Origin of the sequence: Sphingomonas sp. CFBP9019 (assembly GCF_034045155.1) — a bacterium.
Lineage (GTDB): Bacteria > Pseudomonadota > Alphaproteobacteria > Sphingomonadales > Sphingomonadaceae > Sphingomonas > Sphingomonas aerolata.
On sequence record NZ_JAXCWK010000001.1, the window covers coordinates 830,910 to 853,163 of the forward strand.

Sequence of the window (22,254 nt, forward strand, 5' to 3'; positions counted from 1 at the left end):
TCATGGCCGTCGACATCGTGATCTACCACAACCCCGCCTGCGGCACGTCGCGCAACACGCTGGCGATGATCCGTAATGCCGGCATCGAGCCGCACGTCATCGAATATCTGAAAACCCCGCCCTCGCGCGCTTTGCTGGTCCAGCTGATTGACCGCGCCGGTATGACGCCTCGCGAACTGCTGCGCGAGAAGGGGACGCCCTATGCGGAGTTGGGGCTTGGCGATGAGGCGCTGACGGACGACGCACTGGTGGACGCGATGATGGCGCATCCGATCCTCATCAACCGGCCACTGGTCGTCTCGCCGCTCGGCGTGCAGCTGTGCCGACCTTCCGAAGCCGTCCTCGGTCTGCTTCCCGAGCCGCAACTGGGTGCCTTTGCCAAGGAAGACGGCGAAGCGGTGGTGGACGCCTTGGGTCAGCGCGTCGCTTGATGCTGCTCGCGCTCGCCATCTTCGTCGCCACGATCACGCTCGTCATCTGGCAGCCCAAGGGCCTCGGCATCGGGTGGAGCGCGCTCGGTGGGGCGGTCGTGGCGCTGCTCGTCGGGGTGGTCTCGCTTTCCGACGTCCCGGTGGTGTGGGGTATCGTCTGGAACGCGACCGCGACGTTCGTCGCCATCATCATCGTCAGCCTGCTGTTGGACGAGGCCGGTTTCTTCGAATGGGCGGCGCTGCACGTCGCGCGCTGGGCGGGAGGACATGGCCATAGGCTATTCGTCCTGATTGTCCTTCTCGGCGCGGCCGTGTCGGCGCTGTTCGCGAACGACGGCGCGGCGCTGATCCTGACCCCGATCGTCATCGCCATGCTGCGGGCGCTCGGCTACCGCGACAGGGCGACGCTGGCGTTCGTCATGGCGGCCGGTTTCGTCGCCGACACGGCAAGCCTGCCGCTGATCGTCTCCAACCTGGTCAACATCGTGTCGGCCGACTTCTTCGGCATCGGGTTCGCCGACTATGCGTCGGTGATGGTGCCGGTCGACCTCGCGTCGATCGGTGCGACGCTGATCGTGCTGCTGCTGTACTTCCGCCGTGACGTCCCAGCAAACTACGACGTGGCGCAGCTCCGCGCGCCGGCCGACGCCGTCCGCGATCGGGCGACATTCCGGGCCGGTTGGGTCGTACTTGCGGCCCTTCTGGCGGGCTTTTTCCTTCTCGAACCTGTCGGCATACCGGTCAGTGCAGTCGCCGCTGCCGGCGCGGTGCTGCTGCTCGTCGTCGCCGGGCGCGGCCGCGTCATCGAGACGCGCAAGGTGCTGCGCGGCGCGCCGTGGCAGGTCGTGATCTTCTCGCTCGGCATGTACCTTGTCGTCTACGGCCTGCGGAACGCCGGCCTGACCGACCACCTCGCCGGTCTGCTCGACCGCACCGCCCAGGGCGGTGTGTGGGGCGCGGCGTTCGGCACCGGCATCATCGCCGCGCTGCTGTCGTCGGTCATGAACAACATGCCGACCGTGCTCGTCGGCGCGCTGTCGATCGACGCGACCCACGCCACGGGCGCGATCAAGGACGCCATGATCTACGCCAACGTGATCGGCTGTGACCTCGGCCCCAAGATCACGCCGATCGGCTCGCTCGCCACATTGCTGTGGCTTCACGTCCTCGAGCAGAAGGGCATCCGCATCGGCTGGGGCTATTATTTCAGGATCGGCGCGACCTTAACGATCCCAGTGCTGCTGGTAACGCTCGCCGCGCTCGCCCTGCGGCTCGGTGCCGCCTGATGCCGTGGAATCGAACCAATGACAGGACATACCCCTGATGCCCCTGCGCACGCTTTCCGACCCCGACTATCTGCCCGCACTCGATCGACGCTACACGCTCGACCGGCCCGCCATCGGACTGGGTGCGGGAGACCCGCCCCCGCGCATCCTGCTGCTCTACGGCTCGCTGCGCGAGCGGTCATATTCCCGACTTTGCGTCGAGGAGGCCGCGCGCCTGCTACGGTTCTTCGGAGCCGAGACGCGCATATTTGATCCCTCGACCCTGCCGCTGCCCGATCAGATGGCTGGCGACGACCATCCGGCGGTCCATGAACTGCGCGAGCTGTCGCTGTGGTCCGAGGGGCATGTGTGGTGCAGCCCCGAGCGACACGGCCAGATCACCGGCATCATGAAGCTGCAGGTCGATCACCTTCCGCTGTCGATGGGCGGGATGCGACCAACGCAGGGCCGGACGCTCGCCGTCATGCAGGTGTCGGCCGGATCGCAGTCGTTCAACAGCGTGAACACGCTGCGCGTCCTCGGCCGCTGGATGCGGATGGTGACGATTCCGAACCAGTCGAGCGTCGCCAAGGCGTTCGAAGAGTTTGACGACGCCGGCCGGATGAAGCCGTCCAGCTACTATGATCGCATCGTCGACGTGATGGAGGAGATGGTTCGCTTCACGGTCCTGCTCCGCCCTCACGCGGCCCAACTCGTCGACCGGTATTCGGAACGGAAGGCTTCTGGCGTGCCGTTCGATCCGACAACCGATCTATCGAGCATAGCTACGGCGTCGCATCCATCACGGTGAACGAATGCCGGGTTCGGGCAGGCACGCTCCGGCGCTCCGGCTTTGACCAGCGCTGCTTCCACCATCTATCCATGGGGCGAGTTGGTCTTCGTGTTCGCACTATGCGTTGGCATAATGACGACGACAGCCCCGAAGCTTTCGCTGCGGGGCTGTCGTTGGGTTGGTTGCAGGGATAGGATTTAACCGCTGCAGAACTCGGTTTCGTCTGATTGATTCAGCAGTCATCAACAGCCAAGATGCCAAAACTGATCATCAGGGCCTAGCCTCGTTCAGGGCCAGAATGCCAAGACGGTGGAAAGTGCCACATTTAATAACAATTTGGCAGCGGACTTATTGCACCAGGTGGCGAAGCAATTAGGGCTCTTTAAACGATATAATTTGATCTCAGTTATTTTTCGACTGAGCCAGTCGACATCAATGCTTAGCGAGCTTGGATATTTGTGGCCGATCACCGACAGCGTCTAAATTCGCTGACTTTTCAATGGCGCTTCCGAGATGAAGGCTCAGACACCGTCTAAGTTCTTTCATGGTAGGGCCAAGCCGGTCGAGCTTCCACACTACGAGAATGTCGCCGGTTCGAGCATAGGAAAGCGCGTCGACGGGAGGCTTACGGAGCGGTTTATTGCAATAGCAGACAGAGCGGGGCGCGGTCTTTTTCCAAAGACGATGGTATTTCTGGAAAGCTAAGCCTGTAAGCCGATGTCGCCTTCAGGGTTCTTCTCCCGCGTGTTCCCGGTCAAACAACTCTCGTGATGCGCGAAAGCTGTCGACGTTCTCGACGATCCACGTCCACAGGGGGACCATCATGACCAGTAGCTTCAATCCGGTTTCGGATAGAGCATATTCTACATGAGGAACCACCTCCTCGAAGTCGTGACGCACCACCAATCCATCGCGCTCCAGATGGCGCAGCGTGCGCGTCAGCATCCGCTGCGTAATACCGTGCATCCGACGGCCGATTTCCACGTGGCGAAGCTGGCCGTACACGCCGAGCGTATGGATGACACCAAGCGACCAGCGGTTACCGGCATGGGCCAACACCTCACGGCGCACCCCGTCGTCATCGTCCCGGAGGCCATCGCAAACCGTTTGCGAATATCGGAGGATGTCCTCCTCGCTTAGAGATTGAACGGCAGTATCACGCATGTACCCATCTTTCACGCTTGCCCGTGGCTTGCCAGATCACCGGCATCCACGGTGAAACGAGTTAGAACGATGAACGATACAGTCTCCAATGTGAAATCACGCAATATCCTCGTTCTGGGTGCCGGCGAGCTTGGCATGCCCGTCCTCCGCAATCTGGCGCGTCGCGCCAAGGGCATCGACGGTGCCAGGATCAGTGTCCTTCTCCGCGAGAGTGCCGTGGAGTCGGGCGATCCCTCCAAGCAGCGTGACATCGCCGAAGTCCGCGAAGCCGGGATCGAGATCGTACTGGGCGACCTAGTGAACGACACGATCGATGAGCTAGCATCGCTTTTCTCGGACTACGATACGGTGATCGGCTGCGCAGGCTACGCAGCGGGGATTAACACGCCGATGAAGCTCGCCAAGGCGGCGCTGCAATCCGGCGTCCCGCGCTATTTCCCCTGGCAGTTCGGCGTCGACTTCGAGGCGATCGGCCGCGGCGGGCCGCAGGACATCTTCGATGCGCAGCTCGACGTGCGCGAGCTGCTGCGCTCGCAGGACAAGACCAAGTGGGTCATCATCTCCACGGGCATGTTCATGAGCTACCTGTTCGAGCCGGACTTTGGTGTCGTCGATCTAGAAAATAGCGAAGTTAACGCGCTCGGCAGCCTTGATACTGCTGTGACGCTGACGACGCCGGATGACATCGGCGTGCTGACCGCCGAGATCGTATTCTTCGAGCCGACGATCCGCAACGAGATCGTCTTCCTGGCCGGTGACACCGTCAGTTATGGTGAGGTCGCAGACAAGTTGGAGGTGGCACTGGGCCGGGCCTTCAAGCGGTCGGTTTGGACCGTGCCTTTCCTGATGGATGAGCTTGCGAACGATCCGAAAAACATGATGCGCAAATACCGCGCCGCCTTCGCGATCGGTCGCGGTGTGTCCTGGCCGAAGGCAGGCACGTTCAATGATCGGCAGGGTCTTCCCGTCACTGACGTTGCGGCCCTGATCGATGCCGATCTGCGAGGGGTGCAATAAGAAAAATGATGTAGGCGGGGTGACTGTAGAGACCTTCCCAAAGACGAACCTAGAGTGGGACAGCCGCCCCGGCGATCACGCAGACAGCTTAGGGCAGCTTACGTCCCAAGATCCGTTCCCGATTGGCCTTTCCCAAGATGGCCAATCGGAGACGGAGAAACGGGAAAGATCGCGCTGAACGAATGGCCGTTATTTGGCGCCCGGATCGCCAGCCTAAAAGTCCGGAAATGGGCAAAACTGTTGGGCATTGCAGGGCTGCCAAGACCAACATTCGGTCATCCCGATGCGGCTTTTGCCGTTCCAGCTTCGGACATCCGTTTATGTTCGCCGCTGACTTGAGCTTTCAATCATGCCAGCGGTACGGAGCAGCTTGCGCTGGCCAGCGACGTATATCTGGTGCAGTGATCTCCCTTGACACGCTCCTCAGAATTCATCCGATTGGCAAGTTATCTCGTCAGATGGAGGGGGAGTGATGCGGCATGGCCGATGTTCCGAGAATCAGATCATTGGCGTCCTGCGCGAGCGTAAGGCTGAGGCAAAGACCTGGCCCGGAGGGCGGCAATATCAGCCAGTCGAACTGTAACTAAGCCAATCATGGCGATTTACGATTGCAGGTACGAGCATTACCGCCGACGGACTGATTTACAGATAGTTGGAGGGAAAAGCGCTGACATTGGATCTCCGACCGAGCGCGTTGATCAAGGCGAATGCGGACAGCCTGCGCCAGACGGTCCGCGTGATCGTCGCGACTGCAGCAGCGTTTGCGGCGTACAAGACGCTCGGCCTGCACGAAGGCTATTGGGCGGTGTTCACCGTGCTGATCGTGATGCAGGCATCGATCGGGGGAACGCTCGGCGCAGCGACCGATCGGTTGCTGGGAACCTTGCTGGGCGCGGTGCTGGGCGGCATCGGCGCGGCTTTCGGGCGAACCGATACGCTCGAACTCGGGCTGGTGCTCGTCACCGTTACTGGCATCGCCGCGCTCGTCGCGTCGGTCCGGCCGCGGTTGAGGATCGCGCCGGTCACCGCGGCAATCATGCTGCTCAGCGCGCCGCCGGGCTCTTCGGTGGAGATCTTCGTCCGGGATCGCATCATCGAGATCGGCCTGGGCGGCATGATCGGTGTGCTGGCCGCGATGCTGATCTTGCCGGCACGATCGCACGGCGTGGTGATCGCGCGCACGCTTGCCGTGCTGAGCCATATCGAACGGATGCTGCGGGCGCAGGCCGACGCGTTGACCACCGGGCTGGCGCTGCCATCGTCCCCCGAACACGCCGCGCTGCGTCATGCGCTGGCCGCGGTGGAGCTGGCGATGAAGGACGCCGACCGCGAACGCGCCTCGCGTCTCGCCGATCACGGTATCCCCGCCGCCGTACCGCGCACGCTCTGGCGGATCCGCAACGATTTGGTGCTGAGCGGTCGCGCACTTGACGAGCCGCTGCCCCCGGCTGCGATGGCAGCGCTCGCCAAGCCATCGGCGGCGATGCTGACCGCGCATGCCGCGCTGGCGAGCCGGTGTTCGGAGGCGCTGCGTACGCGGGGTAAGGTCGATCGGGGCGACGTCGAAGCGTGTTATCGGATGTTCGGTACCGCGCTCGATCTGTTCCGACGGAGCGAGGCGGCGGCGACCCTGGATTTCGACGCATCGGGCCGCGTATTCGGGCTCGCCTTCGCCGCGGGTCGTCTTCACCGCGACCTGCTCGACCTTGCCGGTCGCGTCGACGAAATCGCCCCGACCAAGGTGCTCGCTGCCGAACAAAGCTGACCGCGCGACTTTGCCGCTGGCCCCGCGCGCGGTACGGGCGGCGATGACCGAAACCTTATCGACGCCCGACCTCGCCGCCGAACTGGTCGCGCTGCTCGACCTCGAACCGCTCGATACCGACCTGTTCCGCGGACTCCAGCGACCCGGCGCAACCGCGCGCGTTTTCGGCGGGCAGGTCGTGGCGCAGGCGCTGATGGCGGCGCAGCGTTCGGTCGATGCACCCGCCGTGGCGCACAGCATGCACGCCTATTTCCTGCGCGCCGGCACCGAGACGCAACCGATCATCTTCCGGGTAGAGCGTGATTTCGACGGCAAGTCGTTCGCGAACCGCCGCGTCACCGCCAGCCAGAACGGCGCGACGATCCTGACGCTGGCCGCATCGTTCCAGCGCCCGGAAGCCGGCCTGGAGCATGCGGTCGCGATGCCCGACCTTCCCCCGCCAGAGGAACTGCGCTCGCTCGACATCCTCGCTGGTGACTATGCGGGTATCTCCGCGCAAGCCGTCGCGTTCCTCTCTAAGCCGTCCGCCTTCGATATCCGGCCCTGCGGCGTTCCCGCGTTCCTCCAGACCAAGCCCGGCACGCCCGTATCCCATGTCTGGATCCGGTTTCGAGGAAGCGTGCCAACCGATCCCGTCGTGCGCCGCGGCGTGCTCGCCTATCTGTCCGATTATGCGCTGCTCAGTGCGTCGCTGATCCCGCACGGCGTCAACATGTTCGAGCACAGCATGCAGACCGCGAGCCTCGATCACGCAATGTGGTTCCACGACGACGTGCCGCTGGACGATTGGCTGCTCTATACCAGCGAAAGCGCGTGGTCAGGACATGGCCGCGGCATCGCACGCGGTGTCTTCCATAGCCGCGATGGGCCAGCGATCGCGCATGTCACGCAAGAGGGATTGATCCGGATGCGGCCCGATCTCGCGCCACGTACGACGATCCCGCATATGCCCTGATCGGTGCGCCCCGGATCGGGTCGCCGCGCAAAACCATGTTGACAGCGCATTTGTACGGACATTAGGATCATCTTACGCCAGTGAAGCTGGTTCCAGGATGTCGCGCCGCGCAAGACGGACGATCCCAATCGATGAGGATGTCTGTATGCGTCATTCGTACGCCGTATCGCTGTGCGCGTTGCTAGCCGTGCTGCCATCGGCAGCGCAGGCGCAGACGGCGTCGCCGCTCGATACCGATCCGTCGTACCAGACGATGCTGGCGCTGATCGACGAGATGGTCGAGAACAAGCTGGTCAGCCGCGAGCGCGCCGATACGCTGATCGCCAATGCCAAGGCGAAAGCCGGCCGTGCGCTTGCCGCGAATGCCCCACCTCCGGCCGCTGCGCCATCAACGGCCCCGCAACTGGCAGCGCCTGTGCCAGCACCCCCGTCAGCGGCCCCGACCCGCGTGCAGGTCGCCAACCAGACGGCCGATCCCGGCGCGAAGATCGCTCCCGCGCCGGTCGGCAACCCGCAGGTCGTGAACGCCGGCGGGGTCGCGCTGCCCGCCGATCTCGCGGTCGACTGGAGCCGGGGGGCCCCCGTGTTCAGCAGCCGCGACGGAAAGTTCACGTTCAAGATGCGCGGGCGGTTGTTGGCCGATATCTCTTCGACCGGGGGGTCGGATTTCGACCGTCGCAACATCACCGTCTCGACGCTGCGCCAGTTTCGCGTCGGCGCGATTGGCACGATCGGCGATCACCTCTTCTATCAGTTCGAAACCGATTTCCGGCGCAACGCGACCGAAGTCGTGCAGGCGTTCGTCGGTTACCGCCAGAAGTTCGGCAAGACCGACGCCGATGTCCGGTTCGGCAACCTCATCACCGATCGCGGCATCGACATCGGCACCGCGTCGACCGCCAACCCCTTCATCACAACCAACATCAACACCACCGCGCTCGCGACGCAGGGTGGCAAGGTCTTCCTGATGGGCGCCGTCGGCCGTGCGGGCGGCAAGAACTGGCATGCGAGCCTTGGCGTTCACGGCGATGCGATCGACAGCGATTTCACGCGTAGCGACAACCGCATGCTGCTGGGCCGCGCGCATTGGAACCCGATCCTCACCAAGCATGGCCTGATCCACATCGGCGGTTGGGCGTATAGCGAGAACATCCCCGATACGACGCTGCCGACCACGTTCGCGCAAGGCATGGCGGGCGCGCTCAACAACAGCGTCCGTGTCGAGTCCGCGGCGCTGGCTGGCGCGGACGGATCAAAGGCGTTCGGCCTCGAACTCGGCGGCACGCTGGGGCCATTCTACGCGTTCGGCGAATATGGTCAGCGGACCGTGCATGGCGGCCCGACCTCGACCTTCCGTAGCGGCAAGATCAAGGCCTTGTCGGTCAATGGCGGCTTCTGGATCACCGGCGAGACGCCAACCTATGCCTCGCGCAGCGGCACCTATGTCGCGCCGAACGTGCTGAACTCGGTGCTCGATGGCGGATGGGGGGCGCTGGAGGCGGTGATACGCTACGAGGATCTCGACAGTTCGAGCCTCCCGCTTGGCGGCACCGGTACCGCAGGTACGCTCGGCCTGAACTGGTCGCTGACCAACAATTTCCGGTTCATGGCGGACTATACCCATTTCCGTACCGACAACCGGACCGGCGGTTTCATCGGGCGCGATAGCGGCGACACGTTCGCGGCAAGGGCCGAAGTGGCGTTCTGACCGTCGACGCCGGCTTCACCTTGCCAGCGTACCATAAGTTCGATAATGTCCGTACAAAGCGATATGGAGGATGTATGAGCCTTTCGGCTATCAAGGTTGGCGAGCAGCGCTACCGCGCGAGCTATGGCCGGTATCTCGAGGATTTCGTCGTCGGCGACATTTACGAGCATCGCCCCGGGCGGACGATAACCGACGCGGACAATATCCAGTTCTCGTTGATGACGATGAATTCGCACCCGATGCATTGCGACGCGCAATATGCCGCCAAGAGCGAGTTCGGGCGGCTGCTGGTGAATAGCGGGCTGACCCTGGCGATCGTGCTCGGCATGACCGTCAACGACGTGAGCGGCAAGTCCCCCGCCAATCTCGGCTGGACCGAGATCAAGCTTACCCATCCGGTGTTCGGCGGCGACACGCTGACCGCGGAAACCGAAGTACTCGAAATCCGCGAGTCCAAGTCGCGCCCGACGCAGGGGATCGTCACCACTCGCACTCGGGCGTTCAACCAGGACGCCAAGCAGATCATGGAGTTCACGCGCAACTCGCTGGTCTACAAGCGCGGCGAATCTCCCGACGACAAATAGCCCGACTGATCGACTAACCGGTCGCCGTTGGTGACCGGACGCCCCCAGCGCGGCCTGCGAGAGCTTCGACAAAAGAAGACCCGGCCCGTCGTCATTACGAAGAGAGGTAGCCCCATGGCCGATACCATCGCCGTCAACGCAGGAGCCAGGCTGGACCGTCTGCCTATCTCCCGATTCCACTGGCGCATCCTGGGGCTGATCAGCGCGGGCGCGTTCCTAGACGCGTTCGACGTGTATCTCGCGGGGGGTGTCATCGCCGCGCTGAAGGCCGAGGGCTTTTCGACGCTGGCGCAGGCCGCGGTGTTCATGTCGATGACCTTCCTCGGCATGATGATCGGCGCAGGCATGGCCGGCTATGTCGGCGATCGTTTCGGACGTCGCGCCTCTTACCAGTTCAACCTCGCGCTGTTCGGGCTAGCCTCGATCGCGGCGATCTTCTCGCCCAACATGACGTTCCTGATCGTCTGCCGCTTCATCATGGGCATCGGCCTCGGCGCCGAGCTGGTGGTCGCGGCTGGCACGCTCGGCGAGTTCATCCCGCCCGCCTATCGCGGTCGCTGGGTGTCGATCATGGGCATGGTCGTCAATTCGGGCCTGCTGGTCGCGACGTCGGTCGGCTATATCGTCATCCCGACGCTCGGCTGGCGCTACATGTTCGCGATCGGCGGCATCCTTGCGCTGATCGTCTGGGTGATGCGCAAGAAGATGCCGGAATCGCCGCGGTGGCTGGAATCGGTCGGTCGCAACGAAGAGGCAGAGGCGACGCTTCGCGAGATCGAAGCCGACGTCGTCAAGCACAAGGGCCCCCTCGCCGCCGTCCCCGAAGTCCGCATCGTGCCAAAGGTCCACGCACCGCTCAGCGCGCTCTTCGGCGCCAAACTGCGCCGCCGCCTGATCGCCGCGACGCTCGCCGCGATCGCCGTCAACGTCTCGGTCTATGGGTTCGTCGCGTGGTTGCCGACGTTCCTGGTTAGCCACGGCACGGGGATCGTCACCTCGCTCTGGTACACGACGCTGATGTCGTTCGGCAGCGTGTTCGGTGCGATCGTCGCGATCGGTATCGCCGACCGCATCTCGCGCCGCGCCTCGCTGATCGCGGCGGCCGTTGCGATCATGATCTTCGGCTTCCTGTATCCCAATGCGTACGGTGACCTGATGGTGCCGCTAACGGGCTTCCTGCTCGTGTCGAGCATCTACACGCTCGTGACGCTGGCGCTGTTCGCCTACATCCCCGAGCTGTTCCCGACCGCTTATCGGCTGCGTGGCACCGGTTTCGCGGGCATGTGCGGACGGGCCGCGTCGATGGTCACGCCCTATGCCACTGTCGCGCTGTTTGAGCGCTTCGGGCTGGAGGGCGTGCTCGGCATGGTCGGCGTGGTGCTTGCCTGCATGATCGCCGCCGTCGGTCTTTTGAACATCGAGACCACCGGTCAGTCACTCGACGACGTCGCCGACGATTCGCTGGTCAATGGGGGAGCCGCCAAGTGACGCTCTCGCAAACCTTCGCCGATTTCGCGACCGGCCTGACGATCGATGCCATTCCCGAGCGGGTCAAGGAGCGCGCACGCCACCTGATCCTCGACTCGGTCGGCACTGGCCTAGCGGCAGTCGGCGCAGACTGGGCCGAGGCGACTTTCGCCGCCGCGGGCGACCTCGGCAGTGGAACAGCGCCGGTGCTCGGCTATGGCCGCACGCTGGCGATGCGAGACGCGGCGCTGATGAACGGCGTCGTTACGCACGGCCTCGACTATGACGACACGCATTCACGCGGGATCATCCATGCGACCGTCAGCGCCTTTCCGACTGCGCTGGTCGCGGCGGACAAAGCCGGCGCGTCGGGCAGCGACCTGCTCGTCGCCTATATCGCAGCGATGGAGGTTTCGACGCGGGTCGCGGCCGTCGGCGCGGGCGGGTTTCACGGCTTCGGCTTTCACCCGACCGGATTGATCGGCGCGTTCGGATCGACGCTCGCGGCCGGCAGGTTGCTCGGACTCGACGCGCAGCAGATCGCGATGGCGCAGGGGATCGTGTTGTCGATGGCCGGCGGGAGTCTGGAGTTCCTGGCCGACGGTGCATGGACCAAGCGCTTGCATCCCGGCTGGGCGGCGAGTTCGGCACTGACCGCGGCGACGCTTGCCAAGCGCGGCTTCGTCGGACCGCCGGCTGCCTATGAAGGGCGCTTCGGTCTTTATGCCCTGTATCTTCGCGACGCCGCCCCTGCCCTGCTCGCGCAGGCGACCGAAGCGCTCGGCGATACCTGGGAGATCGAGGCGGTGTCGGTGAAGCCGCTTCCCGCCTGCCACATGACACACGCCGCGATCGATGCGGCGATCGCGCTGCGTGCGGAATACGACCTGACCGCTGCCGATATCGCCAAGGTCATCGTACTGGTCCCCGAGGCGGTCATTCCGATCGTCTGCGAGCCGGTCGCTCCCAAGCGGACGCCACACACCGGCTACGACGCGCAATTCTCGATCCCCTACACGGTCGCGACCGCGCTGCTGACGGGCAAGTTCACGCTCGATTCGCTTGATCCGGCAGCACTGAACGATCCGGCGGTGCTCGATCTGGCCGCCCGCGTCACATACGCAGTCGAACCCGACAGCGATTATCCCAAGCACTTCACCGGCGAAGTCATGGTCGAAACCCGAGATGGCCGCATGCTGCGCCACCGCGAAGCGATCAACCGCGGTGCATCCGACCGGCCCCTCAGCAACGCCGACATCGACGCCAAATATTTCGAGAACGCCGCGCGCACGGTCGACGCGACCCGCGCGGCGCATATCCGCACCGCCGTGCTCGACCTGCACCTGCACCCCGCTTCCGCGCTCGGCGACATCCTCGCCGGCGCCACTGCCCCTCAAGGAGTATCCGCATGACCCTGGCAAACGCGATCGCCGCCGATGGCGCGATGACCGACGAAGAGATCATGATCCTCGATTCGATCGACAAGTTTCTCGAAACCGACGTGAAGCCGTTCGTCCACCAGCTTGAGCATGACGACGAATATCCGCAGAAGATCGTCGACACGATGAAGGAGATGGGCCTGTTCGGGCTCATGATCGCACCCGAATTCGGCGGGTTCGGCGTCTCGACGCTGACCTATGCGCGGATCATCGAGAAGATCTCGACCGTATGGATGTCCGTCGCAGGGATCATCAACAGCCACATGATCATGGCGATGACGGTCCAGCGCTGCGGCACCGACGCGCAGAAGGATCATTATCTGCCGAAGTTCGCGACCGGCGAACTGCGCGGCGGCATCGGCCTGACCGAGCCCGACGCGGGCACCGACTTGCAGGCGATTCGCACCACCGCGGTGCGCGACGGCGACGACTATGTCGTCAACGGCAGCAAGATGTGGATCACCAATTCGGGTTCGGGCAACACCATCCTGTTGCTGGTCAAGACCGACACGGCCGCCGAGCCACGCCACAAGGGCATGAGCCTGCTGATCGCCGAGAAGGGTGACGGCTTCATCGTGTCGAAGAAGCTGGAGAAGCTTGGCTACAAGGGCATCGACAGCAACGCGCTGACTTTCGACGGGTACCGCGTACCGGTCGATCGGCTGATCGGCGGGATCGAGGGCGTCGGCCTGAAGCAGGTGCTGGGCGGGCTCGAACTCGGCCGCATCAATGTTGCGGCGCGCGGTGTCGGCATCGCGCAGGCAGCACTCGACGAGGCGGTCGCCTATGCGCAGACGCGCAAGACGTTCGGCAAGCCGATCTGCGAGCATCAGGCGATCCAGCTGAAACTCGGCGAGATGACGACCCGCACCTACGCCGCGCGGCTGCTCACCGAAGCCGCCGCCAAGGCATATGACCGCGGCGAGCGCTGCGACATGGAAGCCGGCATGGCCAAATACTTCGCGACCGAAGCAGGGCTGGAAAATGCGATCGAGGCGATGCGGATCTTCGGCGGCTACGGCTATTCGAAGGAATATAATGTCGAGCGGCTTTACCGCGATGCACCGCTGCTGACGATCGGCGAAGGCACCAACGAACTGCAACGCATCATCATCGCCAAGCAGATCATCGCGCGGAACCCGGCATGAGCCAGACAGCGCCTAATCAACCACTCGCCGGCCTCCGCATCGTTGCGGTCGAACAATATGGCGCCGGGCCGTTCGGTACGCAGCAGCTCGCCGATCTCGGCGCCGAAGTCATCAAGATCGAGAACCATAAGGATGGCGGGGATATCGGTCGGCATGTCGGCCCGTATTTCTTCGCGCCGGGCGACAGCCATTTCTACGAATCGCTCAACCGCAACAAGCGCAGCATCGGCCTCGACCTGAAGAGCGCGGACGGGCACGCGGTGCTCGAGAAGCTCGTCGCGGAGTCGGACGTGGTCTTCAACAATCTGCGCGGCGACCTGCCGGCAAAGCTCGGGCTCGACTATGCCGCACTGTCGCGCTTCAACCCCGCGATCGCTTGCGTCCACCTCTCCGCCTATGGTCGTACCGGCAGCCGCGCGGCATGGCCAGGCTATGACTATCTCATGCAGGCCGAGGCCGGCTATCTGTCGCTCACCGGCGAGCCGGGAACGCCGCCCGCACGCTTCGGGCTGTCGATCGTCGACTTCATGACCGGCACCACCGCTGCGCTCGCGATCCTGGCCGGCGTCGTCTCGGCGCGCGGCAGCGGGATCGGCCGCGATCTCGACGTCAGCCTGTTCGACGTCGCGCTCGGCAACCTCAACTATGTCGCCGAATGGTATCTGAACGGCGGCGTCACCGTCGAACGCACGTCGCGCTCGAGCCACCCGTCGCTCACCCCCAGCCAGCTCTACACGACCAGCGACGGCTGGATCTTCGTGATGTGCAACAAGGAGAAGTTTTTCGAGGTCCTGTGCGGGCTGATCGAGCGTCCCGAATGGGCGAGCGATCCGCGCTACGCGACCTTCGCCGCCCGGCTGGAGAACCGTCCGGCATTCAACGCGGATCTCGATGCGGTGCTGTCGACCCGCACCACCGCGGACTGGATGCAGCTGTTCGAAGGACGCGTGCCGGCCGCGCCAGTGCTCGACGTTCAGCAGGCGCTCGACAATCCGTTTCTCGCGGAATCGAAGCGGATCATCGATTTCCAGCATCCCGAACACGGCCCCCTGCCCGGCATCGCTTCCTCGATCCGCGCGGGCGGCGTCGAACATCCGGACAAGGCTGCTCCCACACTCGGTGCGGATACCAGCGCCATCCTCGCGACGCTTGGCTACACCGATGACGACGTGGCAGCCTTGCGGACCCGCGGCGCGGTCCGGTGACACCCGCGCTTGCATCAAACGCCAAGGCATTGGACGGTGCGCTATTGTCCGGATCACCCGACAAAGCGACCGATGGATATTTGATGCCCCAGCTTCGTCAGCAACCGCGTTACCTGCAACTCGCCCAGACGCTGATCAACGAGATCGAGGATGGGCGCTATCCAATTGGCACGCTGCTGCCGACCGAGTTCGAGCTGTGCGACCAGTTCGGCGCAAGCCGCTTCACCGTGCGCGAGGCGATCAAGCGGCTCGTGCAATCGGGCATGGTTTCGCGACAGGCCGGGGTCGGCACGCGCGTCCTCGGGCTGTCGCGCCCGGCGGCGTATCGCCAGGTGATGGAGGGGCTGTCCGATCTCCAGCAATACACCAACGAGACCAGCCTCACGATCATCGCGCGCGAGACGATCGCGCTGGACGGCCCGCTCTCCGAACAGGTCGGCGCGACATCGGGCCAGACCTGGCTGCATCTCATGGCGCTGCGCCGCGCCGCCGGGACCAGCCCGATCTCCTTTTCGGACATCTATCTCCACCCCGCATTCCGCAGCCTGAAGCTCGACGACGATGTCGGCGATGTGCCGATCTTCAGCCGGATCGAGGAACAGTTTGGCGAGCGCGTCGCCGAGGTCCGCCAGCATATCGAAGCGGTGGCGATCCCCGCGCCGATCGCCAAATTGCTCGAAACCAAGACCGGTGCGCCGGGCCTGCGCCTGACGCGGCAATATCTCAACGCACGCGGCGAGGTCGTCGAGATGGCGATCAACACCCATCCCGCGGACCGATATTCCTATTCCCAGACCTTCCGCCGCGATCCCGTATCCGGCCTGTAGAGGACATCCCATGACCATTGCCGCCCGCAGTATCCTGTTCGTGCCTGGCGATCGTGCCGAGCGTTTCGAAAAGGCGCGCGCGAGCGGCGCGGACATCGTTGTGATCGATCTCGAAGACGCTGTCCTCCCCGACCGCAAAGTTGCCGCGCGCGATACGATTTACGATGCGCTCGCCAGTCTGACGGAACCGCGCTTCTTCGTGCGCGTCAACAGTCTGGATACCGAGTGGCATGCGGACGACGTACGTGCCCTCGCGGCATTGCCAGGCGTCGCTGGACTGATGCTACCCAAGGCCGAGCGCGCGTCGGACTTCGCGGCGATGCACGAGGCAGCAGCCGGCAAGCCGCTCCATGCACTGGTAGAAACCGTTTCGGCGGTCTTGAACCTAGCGGACCTCGTCACCGCACCCGGTCTCTCACGGCTGTCGTTCGGTACGGTGGACTTTCGGGCGGACGCCGGCATCGACGGCGACCAGGCGGAGATCGACTATATCCGTACCCAGCTCGTCCTTCACTCGCGAAGCGCCGGACTTGCAGCACCCGTTGACGGCGTTTCGACGGACCTCGCTAACGACGAGGCGCTGGCACGCGACACCGACCACGCACGTCGCTTCGGCTTCGGCGGAAAGCTTTGCGTCCATCCACGACAGGTGGGGATCGTCAACGCGGCATTCCTGCCCTCCGCCTCTGACGTGGACTGGGCCACCCGCGTGGTCACCGCTATCGACGGCGCGTTCGGAGCCGTTGCCGTCGACGGCAAACTGATCGACAAACCCGTCGTCGATCGCGCTCGTCGAGTTCTTGATACATATTCGGCATTTGATTCTTTCCGCCGGTGAGCAGACAGCGTGGATAGCCCGCCGGGTCGCAATATTTGCGGAGGATGACCCAGTTGCGGACGTTAAAGTTCAGTCGGTTGCGTCACGGAGGTGGACGATCGTTTATCATTGATCGGAGCCGGTTTTGGCGGGGTAACGCAACGGAGGATGCTTGGAAGCGTCGCCAATTCGTCGCCAAGCCATGTGCATCTGATCCCAGACCTTCCAAGGCTAAGGCATTTCGTAAGCTTCATTGCCCGTGCCGGCTAGCAGAGCTACGTCCTTTGAGGCGACATATAAGCGTCCGCATCCGCCAATCCTTGATGTCATTCAGTCAGTACAGCCGGTACTCTAACCTCATTCAAAAACGATCGATGCTCGCCCAGAAAGCGCTGGCTAATTGTCATTCTCACGACGGGCAAACAGATCACCGATGGACGCGACAAAATGCATATTCATTGCTGCGGTCGCAGCTTTCGGGTCACGATCGGCGATCGCGCGCGCTAACGCATGATGATGTGCCAGCACGGCGGCACGCTGCCGCGCGGTGGTCCGCGTTGCCCATGCTGCAGGAACGGCATGAATCATCATCGGTGCGAACGAGCGGATGATCTGCAAGAACAACATGTTGCGTCCAGCCTGCGCGATTGCTTGGTGAAACGCGATGTCGTGGCGGGTCAGCGCATCGATATCGCTACCGGCTGCTTCCATTGCCTCGGCCAGAGCGATGATCGTCTGCGCCTCTTCGTCGGTGCGGTCGATCGCGGCGAGCTCGGCAGTGCGCAGTTCCAGCGTACGGCGCACGTCCCAGATCTGTACCATCGAGATTTGCGCCGTTGCCACCGCGTGGTCGAGCGACGTTGCCATCACAGATCCGTCGATCGCGGCTACACGCGCGCGCCTGCCGTTGCCCACGTCGATAAGTCGCAACGCCGCTAGAGCGCCGAACGCCTCGCGGAGTACTGGGCGGCTGACACCCAGTTCTGTCGCAAAATGCCCTTCGGACGGCAGCGTGTCGCCGACTTTCATGTCGTTCGTGCGTATGTGCGTGCGAACCGCATGGACCGCCTGATCGACCAGCGAGCCGCCCTCGATCAGTCGCATGCTGGTCGCGCTCATGCCGCGAGCCGTGGTGCGCGCAGCGACGACGGGGTCGCGCCGAACTGCCGCGAGAAGGCCCGCGTGAAACTGGCATTGTTGAGATAGCCGCACTGGTATCCGATCGACGATACCGGCAGATCGGTCGCGATCAGCATCTGGCGTGCCGCTCCGAGCCGCCTGTCCAGCAGCGCGTCGGCAACCGTGCAGGCGAACATGTCGCGGAAGCCGCGGGTCAGCTTCGCACGGTTCAGTCCACAAGCGTGCGCGATCGAATCGAGCGTCATCTTCTCACCCCAGCGCTCGTCGATCATGCGCTTGGCCGCGACGATCCGCTGGCTGTCTCTCGCAGACAACTGCCCAGCGCCCGCGAGCGGCACAAGGTCGTCCTCGACGATCCGTTGAAACGTGATGGACAGGAGTTCGATGCATTTCGCGGACCGGTGCGTGCTGCGCCAGGGCTCGGAGAGCGCGCAATCGCGGATCGCGACGACGATCAGCCGCAATTCGCTCGGCAGATGACACGCGATGTTCGCGTCAGGCGCGTAATCGAAGACCCGCAGGCAGGCACCGCGTTCGACCGCGAGAATGAGGACCGCCCGCTCCTCCGAAGGAACCGCACCGGTCGTGACGGTGACCTGCGCCGGCGTGTGCTCGCCCAGCGTGAAGCAGAGGACCACGGCATCGGCAGGAAACGTCGTCGGGTCGACCATACCCTCCCCGATGAATGCCGCCATCTCGGGCGACACCGTGACGCGTTCCTTCTGCATGCTTCCCTCGCCCACCACCGCTCTCCTTCTCCCGTTTGCCGCGCTTGGGTCGATCATGCAGCTATCAGATAGCTCCTGCAAGAGCTATCTTACAGGTCAAGCCGTTGCTGATACCGGCGCGCGACGCATTGCAATCGTAAATGCGACGACGGAGATCGCGCTGGTCACGACGCCGACGATCGCGAGACCTTGCGCGAGATGCGCTTCGCCGCCCAGCATGCCGCTTGCAGCCGCGACCAGCGTGGGTGCGAGGCCGTAGCCGATCAGCCCAGCGATCGCGATGAGCGCGCCGATGCACAACCCGCGCAGTTCGTTGGGAATCAGCACGGTCAACGCCACCGAAGTCACAACGCCCGTCACCGCACCGCACGTTACCAACAGACCCACGGCGACCCCGAACAGCGGGACCGAGGGCATGATCGGGAACAACGCCGCGGGTACGCCGAGCGCGGCGGCAAGGATCGCACCGATCAGCAGGCCACCGCGGCGGACGCTCTTTTGCCCGCGATCGGCGGACAGACCACCGACGATCGCACCGACCACGCCGGCACCGAACAGCAGCGCGCCCATCCAGCCGGCGAACTGGTCGGGTTGGAGGTGGAACGTTCGCGACAGGACCGGCGAAACCCAGATCCCGGCCGCGGCATCGGCCATCACGACGCTGATCTGGCCGACGAACAACGGGATCAGGAACACGCGGCGCGCCCAGAGTTCGCCGGCCACGACCTTGAACGGCGCATGCGTGCCGGCCGCAACCTCCTGCCGCACCGGTTCGCGCAACAGGAACAGTGGCAGGATGGCGAGCACGCTGACGACCGCCAGGCACAGATGCACACTTCGCCACGGCATCATGCCTGCGAACCAGGCTGGCGCGCGGCCATGTGCGAACAGCCCGAACAGTGCGCCCGACAGTGCCAAGGCGAGCGCGACGCCGAGCGACTTGCCGAGGTTGACGATCAGCATCGCCCTGCCCCGCTGCGTCGGAACGCAGAAATCGGCGCACAGCGAGAGCGCCGCGGTCAGCGCGCCGGTCGTGCCGATCCCGGTCAGCATGCGTGCGACGAACAGCAACGGAACGCTATGCGCGAGCCCGGTCAGCACCGTGCCCAGCGTCCACACGAACGCGAGTGCGATCACCATTCGCACGCGGTTGTAGCGATCGACCATGATGCCGATCGGGATCGAGAACACCGCCAGCGGCAGCGCCGCCGACAGCCCCTGGATAAGGCTCAGCGTATAGTCGCTGAGGTGAAGTTCGGCTTTCGCGCCTTCCTGCACCGTGCCGAATGCGCCCATCATCGTGAAGCCGACCGCCATGGCCAGCGCGAGCGCGAGCAGCGGCAACAGCGTCTTGGCAAACGGCGGTGCGGCCGCCTCGATCGGTCGGGCGAAATCTGTCATTCTGGATCCTTATGCAAGCGCACGGCGCAGAGCCTCGTGGCTGTCGCGGCGTGCCTGTTGCGAGACCGGACCGTCGGCGAAGATGTCGAAGGCGTGATAGCCGCCGGGATAGACGTGAAGCTCGACCGGCACTCCGGAGCGGATCAGCCGCGTCGCATAGTCGATGTCCTCTTCGACGAAGAGATCGAGCGCACCGGTCGCGATATAGGCGGGCGGCAGGTTGCCCAGATCCGTCGCCCGCGCTGGTGCGGCATAAGGTGACACGGCGTCGCCACCGGGCGCGTGGCCGAGCAACGCGGTCCAGCCAAAACGATTGCTCTGCGCAGTCCAGACGAACTCGCCGGCATAGGGATGCGGCGGTGCGGTACAGCTACGGTCGTCGAGCATCGGGTAGATCAGGTGCTGGAATGCAAGCGCATGTTCGCCCCGGTCGCGCACCATCAAGGCCAGTGCCGCGGCATACCCGCCGCCCGCACTCTGCCCCATCACGCCGAGCCGCGCCGGATCGATCCCGAGCCGGTCGGCATGGGCGATCGTCCATACCAGTCCTGCGTAGCAATCCTCGATCGGGCCGGGAAAGTTCGTCTCCGGCGCCAGCCGGTATTCGACCGACACCACGACGCATTGCAGATCGGCGACAAGCGGACGAAGCAGCGGATCATAGTCGGACACCTTGCCCATCACATAGCCGCCGCCATGGATGTGATAGATGCACGGCAGGGCGCCGGTGACGCCCGCCGGGCGGAAGACGTGCAGGTCGATATCGGGCGCCCCGGCAGGCCCTGGAACCGTATGGATCTCCAGCGTCGCCAGGGTTTCGTCGGCAGGCGGCAGCATCGACGGTCGGTCGCGCATCGCCGGCAGGATGTCGGCGGTGAGCGAGATCTGCGGCATCATCTCGAGCAGCGGGCGCAGCGTCGGATCCACCAGGTGCAGGCTGTCCATCATTCTCTCCACGATCCTTGTTGTGACGCGCGTCCGATACCGGAACGGCGTTTAGAACGCGAAGATCTTGCCCGGATTGAACAGATTGTCGGGGTCCAGCGCGTGCTTCAGCGTCCGCATCAGTTCGACCGCGTCGCCCAGTTCAGCGACCAGCCAGTCCTGCTTGCCGATGCCGATGCCGTGTTCGCCGGTGCAGGTGCCGTCCATCGCAAGCGCGCGCTCGACCATCCGCGCGTTGATTGCCGAGACCTCGGCCAGTTCCGCCTCGGACTCCGGATCGATCGAGAAGACGACATGGAAATTCCCATCGCCGACATGCCCGAGAATGGTCGCGGGGACCGACGACGCCTGGAGGTCGGCCTTGGTCTCGCCGATGCACTGCGCCAGGCGGCTGATCGGCACGCACACGTCGGTCGCCCAGCCGACTGCGCCCGGACGCAGGTTGACCGCCGCGTAATATGCCTCGTGCCGGGCCTTCCACAGCTTGGAGCGTTCCTCGGGCAGATTCGACCAGCGGAAGTCGCCGCCGCCATTCGCCGCCGCGAGCTCGCGCACGGTCTCCGCCTGTTCGTCGACATAGCTTGGTGAGCCGTGGAATTCGAAGAACAGCGTGGTCAGTTCGGGGTAATCTAGCTTCGACCAGGCGTTGACCGCCTTCATCTGCATGTCGTCCAGAATTTCGACGCGAGCGAGCGGCACGCCGATCTGGATCGCCTGAACCACCGTATCGACCGCGCCGTTCAGCGTCTCGAAGCTGCACACCGCGGACGAGATCGCCTCGGGAATGCCGTGCAGCCGCAGCGTCACCTCGGTGATGATGCCGAGCGTGCCTTCGGAGCCTACGAACAGCCGGGTCAGATCATAGCCCGCCGCCGACTTCCGCGCGCGACGGCTCGTACGGATCTCGCGGCCATCGGGCGTCACCACGCGCAGGCTCAGCACGGCCTCGCGCATCGTGCCATAGCGCACCGCATTGGTGCCGCTCGCGCGCGTCGCAGCCATTCCGCCGATCGTTGCATTCGCACCGGGATCGATCGGGAAGAACAGCCCCAGGTCGCGGATATGCTCGTTGAGCTGCTCACGACGGACGCCGGCCTGTACCGTACAATCAAAGTCCTCGGCGTTGATCGACACGATCTGGGTCATCTCGGACAGGTCGACCGAAACGCCACCATGCACCGCCAGCGTGTTGCCCTCGATCGAGGTCCCCGCACCGAACGGGACGATCGGCACCTTGGCCGCGGCGCACAGCCTGACGAGATCCACCACTTCCTCGGTCGACCGCGCGAAGACGACCGCGTCGGGCAGCATCGGGGCGAAATGCGCCTCGCTGCTGCCGTGGTGGAGCCGCATCGCGTCGCTCATGTGCAGCGCAGTGCCGAAACGCTGCTGGAGCGCTGTGACGAACGCCGGATCGAGCGGCGCCCTTTCGATCTGTTCGACGTGCATGGTCAT

General features: G+C 64.3%; 20 protein-coding genes. 14 read left to right on the forward strand and 6 right to left on the reverse strand.

The window, feature by feature from the left end; all coding sequences use genetic code 11:
- Window positions 1-2 precede the first annotated feature (2 nt).
- From arsC to arsH, 3 genes are read left to right on the forward strand one after another with little or no spacing between them, the layout of a single operon-like run.
- On the forward strand, window positions 3-431 hold the full coding sequence (arsC, locus tag SOM18_RS03530) for an arsenate reductase (glutaredoxin) (protein ID WP_031441424.1): 429 nt from the start codon (window positions 3-5) through the stop codon (window positions 429-431).
- Complete coding sequence (locus SOM18_RS03535) at window positions 431-1,717, forward strand: arsenic transporter (protein ID WP_031441425.1); 1,287 nt, start codon at window positions 431-433, stop codon at window positions 1,715-1,717. Before arsC ends, SOM18_RS03535 begins: the two co-directional genes overlap by 1 nt.
- Window positions 1,718-1,754: 37 nt before the next feature.
- Entirely contained in the window at window positions 1,755-2,507 is a 753-nt protein-coding gene (gene arsH, locus SOM18_RS03540) for an arsenical resistance protein ArsH (RefSeq protein ID WP_031441426.1), read from the forward strand.
- 708 nt (window positions 2,508-3,215) lie between these two features.
- Here arsH and SOM18_RS03545 read toward each other — a convergent pair.
- Entirely contained in the window at window positions 3,216-3,653 is a 438-nt protein-coding gene (locus tag SOM18_RS03545; RefSeq protein ID WP_031441427.1) for a winged helix-turn-helix transcriptional regulator, read from the reverse strand.
- Window positions 3,654-3,722: 69 nt separating this feature from the next.
- On the opposite strand from SOM18_RS03545, the gene SOM18_RS03550 reads away from it, so the two are divergent.
- From SOM18_RS03550 to SOM18_RS03600, 11 genes are all read left to right on the forward strand, one after another.
- Window positions 3,723-4,670: an aromatic alcohol reductase gene (locus SOM18_RS03550; RefSeq protein WP_031441428.1), complete on the forward strand. Its 948-nt coding sequence runs from the start codon at window positions 3,723-3,725 to the stop codon at window positions 4,668-4,670.
- Between the two features lie 673 nt (window positions 4,671-5,343).
- Window positions 5,344-6,435, forward strand: coding sequence for an FUSC family protein (locus SOM18_RS03555; protein ID WP_200874052.1), 1,092 nt, complete (start codon window positions 5,344-5,346; stop codon window positions 6,433-6,435).
- A gap of 43 nt (window positions 6,436-6,478) precedes the next feature.
- Window positions 6,479-7,390: an acyl-CoA thioesterase II gene (locus tag SOM18_RS03560; protein WP_320481290.1), complete on the forward strand. Its 912-nt coding sequence runs from the start codon at window positions 6,479-6,481 to the stop codon at window positions 7,388-7,390.
- A 145-nt stretch (window positions 7,391-7,535) separates the two neighbouring features.
- On the forward strand, window positions 7,536-9,098 hold the full coding sequence (locus tag SOM18_RS03565) for an OprO/OprP family phosphate-selective porin (protein WP_320481291.1): 1,563 nt from the start codon (window positions 7,536-7,538) through the stop codon (window positions 9,096-9,098).
- Between the two features lie 74 nt (window positions 9,099-9,172).
- Window positions 9,173-9,682 carry a MaoC family dehydratase gene (locus tag SOM18_RS03570; RefSeq protein WP_031441432.1) on the forward strand — a complete coding sequence of 170 codons (510 nt, stop codon included), beginning with the start codon at window positions 9,173-9,175 and terminating at the stop codon, window positions 9,680-9,682.
- Window positions 9,683-9,796: 114 nt separating this feature from the next.
- A complete protein-coding gene (locus tag SOM18_RS03575) occupies window positions 9,797-11,170 on the forward strand; it encodes an MFS transporter (protein ID WP_031441433.1) in 1,374 nt (457 codons plus the stop codon).
- A complete protein-coding gene (locus SOM18_RS03580; RefSeq protein ID WP_320481293.1) occupies window positions 11,167-12,561 on the forward strand; it encodes an MmgE/PrpD family protein in 1,395 nt (464 codons plus the stop codon). The genes SOM18_RS03575 and SOM18_RS03580 overlap by 4 nt, the downstream gene beginning before the upstream one ends.
- Window positions 12,558-13,736 (forward strand): acyl-CoA dehydrogenase family protein, encoded by a 1,179-nt coding sequence (locus tag SOM18_RS03585; protein ID WP_081874378.1) that lies wholly within the window; start codon window positions 12,558-12,560, stop codon window positions 13,734-13,736. Before SOM18_RS03580 ends, SOM18_RS03585 begins: the two co-directional genes overlap by 4 nt.
- A complete protein-coding gene (locus tag SOM18_RS03590) occupies window positions 13,733-14,941 on the forward strand; it encodes a CaiB/BaiF CoA transferase family protein (RefSeq protein WP_031441436.1) in 1,209 nt (402 codons plus the stop codon). The genes SOM18_RS03585 and SOM18_RS03590 overlap by 4 nt, the downstream gene beginning before the upstream one ends.
- Window positions 14,942-15,024: 83 nt before the next feature.
- A complete protein-coding gene (locus SOM18_RS03595; RefSeq protein ID WP_031441437.1) occupies window positions 15,025-15,768 on the forward strand; it encodes a GntR family transcriptional regulator in 744 nt (247 codons plus the stop codon).
- 10 nt (window positions 15,769-15,778) lie between these two features.
- A complete protein-coding gene (locus SOM18_RS03600; RefSeq protein WP_320481294.1) occupies window positions 15,779-16,606 on the forward strand; it encodes a CoA ester lyase in 828 nt (275 codons plus the stop codon).
- A gap of 375 nt (window positions 16,607-16,981) precedes the next feature.
- Here SOM18_RS03600 and SOM18_RS03605 read toward each other — a convergent pair whose 3' ends face one another.
- The 5 genes from SOM18_RS03605 to SOM18_RS03625 form a co-directional block, all read right to left on the reverse strand.
- Complete coding sequence (locus SOM18_RS03605; protein ID WP_031441439.1) at window positions 16,982-17,704, reverse strand: FadR/GntR family transcriptional regulator; 723 nt, start codon at window positions 17,702-17,704, stop codon at window positions 16,982-16,984.
- Window positions 17,701-18,453, reverse strand: coding sequence for a helix-turn-helix transcriptional regulator (locus SOM18_RS03610; RefSeq protein WP_052380978.1), 753 nt, complete (start codon window positions 18,451-18,453; stop codon window positions 17,701-17,703). The genes SOM18_RS03605 and SOM18_RS03610 overlap by 4 nt, the downstream gene beginning before the upstream one ends.
- 96 nt (window positions 18,454-18,549) lie before the next feature.
- Window positions 18,550-19,854 (reverse strand): MFS transporter, encoded by a 1,305-nt coding sequence (locus SOM18_RS03615; protein WP_320481295.1) that lies wholly within the window; start codon window positions 19,852-19,854, stop codon window positions 18,550-18,552.
- A 9-nt stretch (window positions 19,855-19,863) separates the two neighbouring features.
- Window positions 19,864-20,799, reverse strand: a complete 936-nt coding sequence (locus tag SOM18_RS03620; protein ID WP_031441442.1) for an alpha/beta hydrolase — start codon at window positions 20,797-20,799, stop codon at window positions 19,864-19,866.
- Window positions 20,800-20,850: 51 nt separating this feature from the next.
- A complete protein-coding gene (locus SOM18_RS03625; protein ID WP_031441443.1) occupies window positions 20,851-22,254 on the reverse strand; it encodes an FAD-binding oxidoreductase in 1,404 nt (467 codons plus the stop codon).

Coding starts and splice junctions, on each gene's coding strand:
- SOM18_RS03595 (WP_031441437.1), top strand. CDS start 15,025: ATGCCCCAGCTTCGTCAGCAACCGCGTTACCTGCAACTCGCCCAGACG.
- SOM18_RS03625 (WP_031441443.1), bottom strand. CDS start 22,254: ATGACCATGCACGTCGAACAGATCGAAAGGGCGCCGCTCGATCCGGCG.
- arsH (WP_031441426.1), top strand. CDS start 1,755: ATGCCCCTGCGCACGCTTTCCGACCCCGACTATCTGCCCGCACTCGAT.
- SOM18_RS03575 (WP_031441433.1), top strand. CDS start 9,797: ATGGCCGATACCATCGCCGTCAACGCAGGAGCCAGGCTGGACCGTCTG.
- SOM18_RS03545 (WP_031441427.1), bottom strand. CDS start 3,653: ATGCGTGATACTGCCGTTCAATCTCTAAGCGAGGAGGACATCCTCCGA.
- SOM18_RS03600 (WP_320481294.1), top strand. CDS start 15,779: ATGACCATTGCCGCCCGCAGTATCCTGTTCGTGCCTGGCGATCGTGCC.
- SOM18_RS03615 (WP_320481295.1), bottom strand. CDS start 19,854: ATGACAGATTTCGCCCGACCGATCGAGGCGGCCGCACCGCCGTTTGCC.
- SOM18_RS03550 (WP_031441428.1), top strand. CDS start 3,723: ATGAACGATACAGTCTCCAATGTGAAATCACGCAATATCCTCGTTCTG.
- SOM18_RS03585 (WP_081874378.1), top strand. CDS start 12,558: ATGACCCTGGCAAACGCGATCGCCGCCGATGGCGCGATGACCGACGAA.
- SOM18_RS03535 (WP_031441425.1), top strand. CDS start 431: ATGCTGCTCGCGCTCGCCATCTTCGTCGCCACGATCACGCTCGTCATC.
- SOM18_RS03605 (WP_031441439.1), bottom strand. CDS start 17,704: ATGAGCGCGACCAGCATGCGACTGATCGAGGGCGGCTCGCTGGTCGAT.
- SOM18_RS03610 (WP_052380978.1), bottom strand. CDS start 18,453: ATGCAGAAGGAACGCGTCACGGTGTCGCCCGAGATGGCGGCATTCATC.
- arsC (WP_031441424.1), top strand. CDS start 3: ATGGCCGTCGACATCGTGATCTACCACAACCCCGCCTGCGGCACGTCG.
- SOM18_RS03590 (WP_031441436.1), top strand. CDS start 13,733: ATGAGCCAGACAGCGCCTAATCAACCACTCGCCGGCCTCCGCATCGTT.
- SOM18_RS03570 (WP_031441432.1), top strand. CDS start 9,173: ATGAGCCTTTCGGCTATCAAGGTTGGCGAGCAGCGCTACCGCGCGAGC.
- SOM18_RS03620 (WP_031441442.1), bottom strand. CDS start 20,799: ATGGACAGCCTGCACCTGGTGGATCCGACGCTGCGCCCGCTGCTCGAG.
- SOM18_RS03560 (WP_320481290.1), top strand. CDS start 6,479: ATGACCGAAACCTTATCGACGCCCGACCTCGCCGCCGAACTGGTCGCG.
- SOM18_RS03565 (WP_320481291.1), top strand. CDS start 7,536: ATGCGTCATTCGTACGCCGTATCGCTGTGCGCGTTGCTAGCCGTGCTG.